Below are 5,343 nucleotides of genomic sequence, written 5' to 3' on the forward strand. Positions count from 1 at the left end.
CCCAGAAACACCGCGCGAAGCGCGGTACGCCGCCCGCAGGGCGGCACGGGGCCGGGCGGAGCACCGTTTCAGGAAGGGGCGGGGTAGAGGAAACGGCCCCGCGCAGTGGCCACCGCCCGCCCCCACCGCGTCACAGCTCGGCTGCAGTCCCGCCCCGTCCCCGTCCGACTCGTCGGACCCCGTCTTCCCGGCTCGTAGAATCGGCGCGTGGATACGACCCTCCAGGACCCCCTCGTCGGGCAAGTGCTCGACGGCCGCTACCGCGTCGATGCGCGCATCGCCGTCGGCGGCATGGCCACGGTCTACCGGGCCGTCGACACCCGGCTCGACCGGGTGCTCGCTCTCAAGGTGATGCATCCGGACCTCGCCACGGACGCCACGTTCGTGGAGCGGTTCATCCGTGAGGCGAAGTCGGTCGCACGGCTGGCGCACCCGAACGTGGTGGGGGTCTTCGATCAGGGCGCGCAGGGCGCGTACGTGTATCTGGCGATGGAGTACGTGGAGGGCTGCACCCTCCGTGACGTCCTGCGGGAGCGTGGCGCGCTCCAGCCGCGGGCGGCGCTCGACATCCTGGAGCCCGTGCTCGCCGCGCTCGGCGCCGCGCACCGGGCCGGGTTCGTGCACCGGGACATGAAGCCGGAGAACGTGCTGATAGGGGACGACGGCCGGGTCAAGGTCGCCGACTTCGGTCTGGTGCGCGCTGTCGGTTCCGTGACCAACACCTCGGGCACGGTCCTCGGGACGGTCTCCTATCTCGCGCCGGAGCAGATCGAGTACGGCACGGCCGACACCCGTGCCGATGTGTACGCGTGCGGGGTCGTCCTCTACGAGATGCTGACGGGCGCGAAGCCGCACGCCGGTGACACTCCGGCCCAGGTCCTGTTCCAGCACCTGAACGCGGACGTCCCGGCGCCGTCCGCGCTCTTCCCGGGGCTCGCCGTCGAGCTGGACGAGCTGGTGGCGAGCGCGACGGCCCGTAATCCCGAGGTCCGCCCGCACGACGCGGTGGCCCTGCTGGCCCAGGCGCGCGAGGCGCGTGCGGCGCTCGGCGCCGAACAGCTGGACGCGGTCCCGCCGCGGGCCCGCACCGGGGAACCGGCGGCGGGCGGACAGGACGGCGCCGCGTCCGACGAGGACCGTACGGATGTCATTCCGCGGAAGCCGGCCGACGCGGAGCCCGAGGTGCACCACACGGCCCGGCTGCTCCTGCCGCCTCCCGAGCGGCCGGAGCCGGAACCGGTGCGTCCTGCCGGTCGGGGCCTGCCGCTGTCGCGCCGCGGTCTGGTCGCCCTGCTGCTCGCGGTGATCACCGTGATCGGTGTGGGTGCGGGTGTCTGGTACATCAACTCGGGCCAGTTCACCCGTGTGCCGCCGCTGATCGGCAAGAGCGAGCAGCAGGCCCGGGAGGCGCTCGACAAGGCGGGCCTGGAGCTGAAGACCGTCCGCCACGACTTCAGCGAGACCGTGGCCCGCGGCACCGTCATCAACAGCGATCCGGGCACGAACGAGCGGATACGGGGCAACGGCTCCGTGACGATCACCGTCTCCCGCGGTCCGGAGATCGTGAAGGTTCCCGAGGTGTCCGGCAAGCCGCTGGCGGAGGCGGAGCGCGAGCTGCGCAAGGTGGGGCTGGCGCCGGGCGTGGTGACCAAGGAGTTCGACGAGAGCGTCGCTCAAGGCTCGGTGATCCGCACGGACCCGGCCGCCGGCAGCGGCCGCAGCCCCGACACCGCCGTGTCGATCGTCGTCAGCAAGGGCGCGCCGATCGACATGCCCGATGTCACGGGTGACTCCGTCGAGGACGCGACGGCCGAGCTCGAGGAAGCCGGTCTGAAGGTGAAGGTCGCCGAGGAGCGGATCCACTCCGAGCAGGAGGCCGGCAGCGTGGCCCGGCAGTCCGCCGCCGAGGGGGCCAGGCTGGCCCGTGGCGACACGGTCAAGCTGACCGTCTCCAAGGGACCGCGGATGGTCGACGTGCCGGACGTGGTCGGCGACAAGGTGGACGACGCCACCGCCGAGCTGGAGGAGGCGGGCTTCGTGGTGAAGGTCGAGAAGAACTTCCCGTTCCTCGGTGACGAGGTCGAGAGCCAGTCCGTCGAGGGCGGCGGCCAGGCGCCGGAAGGCAGCACGATCACGATCAAGACCAAGGGGCTCTAGTTCTCATGCGCAACCCTGTCGGCGGCCACGTTCCCGTGGCCGGCGGCCTCGCCACGACCGGACTCGTCTACGCGCGGGAGCTGGAGGCGGAGACCGTGCAGGTCTTCGTGGCCAATCCCCGGGGCTGGGCGACGCCGAAGGGGAATCCGGCCCAGGACGAGAAGTTCCGGGCCGAGTGCGCGGCCGAGGGCATCTCGGCCTGGGTGCATGCCCCCTATCTGATCAATTTCGGCTCTCACACCGAAGCCACCGCCGAGCAGTCGGTCCTCTCCTTGAGGCACTCGCTGCGCCGGGCCCGGGAGATCGGCGCCCTGGGCGTGGTGGTGCACACCGGTTCGGCGACGGGAGGCCGCACCCGTGAAGTGGCGCTGGCCCAGGTGCGGGAGCGGATGCTGCCGCTGCTGGACGAGCTGACGCATGACGACGATCCGTTTCTGCTTCTGGAGTCGACGGCCGGCCAGGGCTCCTCGCTCTGTTCCCGCACCTGGGACTTCGGTCCCTACTTCGAGGCACTCGACGCGCATCCGAAGCTGGGCGTCTGCCTGGACACCTGCCACATCTTCGCAGCCGGGCACGACCTGGCGGCTCCCGACGGGATGGCGCGGACCCTGGATCTGCTGGTGGAGACGGTGGGCGAGGGGCGGCTGAAGCTGATCCACGCGAATGACTCGAAGGACGTCGCCGGGGCACACAAGGACCGTCACGAGAACATCGGCTCGGGCCACATCGGCGAGGAACCGTTCCAGGCGCTGATGTCGCATCCCGCCACCGAGGGCGTTCCCCTGATCATCGAGACGCCCGGCGGCAAGGAAGGACATGCCGCGGACGTGGCCCGGCTGAAAAAACTTCGCTGAGACCCTGCGGGAATACCCCCAGGGGGTATACGGTTCCTATCTGACGGCAGGAACCGCTACCGAACGTTGGGGGCACGCCATGCAGCACGAGACGCACGTGGACCACTCGGAGCACGGGCACCACGACCACCACGCCCACGCACAGGGCCCGGGAAAGGCGAGCTGGGGCATGGCGGCCAAGGCCACCCTGCACTGCCTCACCGGATGCGCCATCGGCGAGGTGCTCGGCATGATCATCGGTACCGCGCTGGGCTGGGGCAACGCCCCCACGATGATCCTCGCCATCGCGCTGGCCTTCTTCTTCGGCTACTCGCTGACGCTGTGGGCGGTCCTGCGGGCCGGCCTGAGCCTGAAGGCGGCGATCGGCGTGGCCCTCGCCGCGGACACCATCTCCATCACGGTCATGGAGATCGTCGACAACGGCGTACTGCTCCTCGTCCCGGGCGCGATGGACGCCCATCTGGCCGACTTCCTCTTCTGGGGGGCGCTCGCCTTCGCGTTCCTCGTCGCGTTCGTGGTCACCACCCCGGTCAACAAGTGGATGATCGGCCGCGGCAAGGGGCACGCGGTGGTCCACCAGTACCACTGACATCCCGCACGGCGGACCTCACGGCCCGGGGCTCAGAGCTCCGGGCCGTCCCCCGGTTCCTCCTGATAGGAGTACCGCTGCTCCCGCCAGGGATCGCCGAGGTTGTGATAGCCCCGCTCCTCCCAGAAGCCACGGCGGTCGGCCGTCATGTACTCCACGCCCCGGACCCACTTGGGCCCCTTCCAGGCATACAGATGCGGGACCACCAGACGGAGCGGGAAGCCGTGCTCCGCCGTCAGCAGCTCGCCGTCCTTGTGGGTGGCGAAGATCGTGCGTTCCGCGACGAAGTCGGAGAGGCGGAGATTGGCACTGAAGCCGTACTCCGCCCAGACCATCACATGGCTGACGGAGGGCGCCGGCGGGGCGAGTTCCACGATCGTACGGGCGGGCACGCCGCCCCATTCGGCCCCCAGCATGCTGAACTTCGTCACGCAGTGCAGATCGCCGACCACGCTCGAGTAGGGCAGCGCCGAGAACTCCTCGTGGTTCCAGCAGTGCTTCTCACCGTCGGCGGTGGCGCCGAAGACCCTGAATTCCCAGCGGTCCGGCTTGAACTTGGGTACAGGTCCGTAGTGGGTGACGGGCCAGCCTCGCTGGAGTCGCTGCCCCGGCGGAAGCTCGGACTCCTCTGGTGCGCGGTATTCCCGGCTCTCCGGCTGACCCATGCCTTCAATGGTGACAGACCGGGAGGGGTGGTCATGACCAGGTCTGGGCCGATTCGGGCAACTCCTACTAAGCGTGCACTTACTGGACGCTCCCGTGCCGCGGTGCGAGGATGCGCGAACCTGCCCAGACATACGCGCGGAAGGAGCCTCTGCGATGCAGGGCGACCCCGAGGTCCTCGAGTTCCTCAACGAGCAGCTGACTGCCGAGCTGACCGCGATCAACCAGTACTTCCTGCACGCGAAGATGCAGGAGAACTTCGGCTGGACGAAGCTCGCCAAATACACCCGTGCCGAGTCCTTCGACGAGATGAAGCACGCGGAGGTGCTCACCGACCGGATCCTCTTCCTCGACGGCCTGCCGAACTACCAGCGGCTGTTCCATGTGCGCGTCGGGCAGACGGTCACCGAGATGTTCCAGGCGGACCGGCAGGTCGAGGTGGAGGCGATCGACCGCCTCAAGCGCGGTATCGACGTCATGCGCGCGAAGGGGGACGTCACCTCGGCGAACATCTTCGAGTCGATCCTCGCCGACGAGGAGCACCACATCGACTACCTCGACACCCAGCTGGACCTGGTCGACAAGCTCGGTGAGGCGCTGTACATCGCCCAGCTGATCGAGCAGCCGGAGTCCTAGGCGACGAACGCGTTCCGGCGACGGACGCAGGACGGGGCCGGGCGGGGGCGGGTTCGCCGAACGCTACGCGGCTTCGCCGAGCGCGGGCGCGGTGCCGGCTTCCGGCTCCGCGGCCAGGACGGAAGCGCCGTCGCCCTGCTCCAGCAGCTCGCGGCGGGGGCAGGCGCCACGGCCCAGGATCCCCTGTATGCGCCGCACGCAGGAACCGCAGTCGGTGCCGGCCTTGGAGACGGACGCGATCTGCCGGGGGGTGCAGGCACCGGCATCCGCATGCTCCTTGACCTGCTTCTCCGTGATGCCGAAGCACGAGCAGACGTACACGCCGTTCACCTCCCGGGATCGATTGGTTGTCGCCGTCCCGCTGATCGGTGAGGCTAACCTAACCTTACCCGCAGCCCCCGGCGGGTAAAAGCCCCGAATATGCCGGTGGGGCGTGGATCACAT

Annotated in this window: 6 protein-coding genes; 4 read left to right on the forward strand and 2 right to left on the reverse strand. The window is 69.5% G+C overall.

The genetic code is table 11. From position 1 onward, the window contains the following. The first annotated feature begins 207 nt into the window (after nucleotides 1-207). The 3 genes from pknB to ACWGH4_RS30660 all read left to right on the forward strand — a co-directional run bounded on the left by pknB (nucleotide 208) and on the right by ACWGH4_RS30660 (nucleotide 3,600). Nucleotides 208-2,157, forward strand: a complete 1,950-nt coding sequence (gene pknB, locus ACWGH4_RS30650) for a Stk1 family PASTA domain-containing Ser/Thr kinase (RefSeq protein ID WP_453466641.1) — start codon at nucleotides 208-210, stop codon at nucleotides 2,155-2,157. Nucleotides 2,158-2,162: 5 nt separating this feature from the next. Beyond that, nucleotides 2,163-3,011: a deoxyribonuclease IV gene (locus tag ACWGH4_RS30655; RefSeq protein ID WP_453466644.1), complete on the forward strand. Its 849-nt coding sequence runs from the start codon at nucleotides 2,163-2,165 to the stop codon at nucleotides 3,009-3,011. 79 nt (nucleotides 3,012-3,090) lie between these two features. Further along, nucleotides 3,091-3,600, forward strand: coding sequence for a DUF4396 domain-containing protein (locus ACWGH4_RS30660; protein ID WP_453466646.1), 510 nt, complete (start codon nucleotides 3,091-3,093; stop codon nucleotides 3,598-3,600). A 32-nt stretch (nucleotides 3,601-3,632) separates the two neighbouring features. On the opposite strand, the gene ACWGH4_RS30665 is transcribed toward ACWGH4_RS30660, so the two are convergent. Next, nucleotides 3,633-4,265, reverse strand: a complete 633-nt coding sequence (locus tag ACWGH4_RS30665) for a sulfite oxidase-like oxidoreductase (protein WP_307705922.1) — start codon at nucleotides 4,263-4,265, stop codon at nucleotides 3,633-3,635. 154 nt (nucleotides 4,266-4,419) lie between these two features. On the opposite strand from ACWGH4_RS30665, the gene bfr reads away from it, so the two are divergent. Then, nucleotides 4,420-4,899 carry a bacterioferritin gene (bfr, locus tag ACWGH4_RS30670; protein WP_189475531.1) on the forward strand — a complete coding sequence of 160 codons (480 nt, stop codon included), beginning with the start codon at nucleotides 4,420-4,422 and terminating at the stop codon, nucleotides 4,897-4,899. A 63-nt stretch (nucleotides 4,900-4,962) separates the two neighbouring features. Here bfr and ACWGH4_RS30675 read toward each other — a convergent pair whose 3' ends face one another. Next, nucleotides 4,963-5,229 (reverse strand): (2Fe-2S)-binding protein, encoded by a 267-nt coding sequence (locus tag ACWGH4_RS30675; RefSeq protein WP_453466649.1) that lies wholly within the window; start codon nucleotides 5,227-5,229, stop codon nucleotides 4,963-4,965. Nucleotides 5,230-5,343 lie beyond the last annotated feature (114 nt).

The organism is Streptomyces sp. NPDC054847 (assembly GCF_053610925.1).

What these genes read in the sequence shown, in the direction of transcription:
- ACWGH4_RS30660 (WP_453466646.1), top strand. Translation starts at nt 3,091, where the DNA reads ATGCAGCACGAGACGCACGTGGACCACTCGGAGCACGGGCACCACGAC.
- ACWGH4_RS30665 (WP_307705922.1), bottom strand. Translation starts at nt 4,265, where the DNA reads ATGGGTCAGCCGGAGAGCCGGGAATACCGCGCACCAGAGGAGTCCGAG.
- ACWGH4_RS30655 (WP_453466644.1), top strand. Translation starts at nt 2,163, where the DNA reads ATGCGCAACCCTGTCGGCGGCCACGTTCCCGTGGCCGGCGGCCTCGCC.
- bfr (WP_189475531.1), top strand. Translation starts at nt 4,420, where the DNA reads ATGCAGGGCGACCCCGAGGTCCTCGAGTTCCTCAACGAGCAGCTGACT.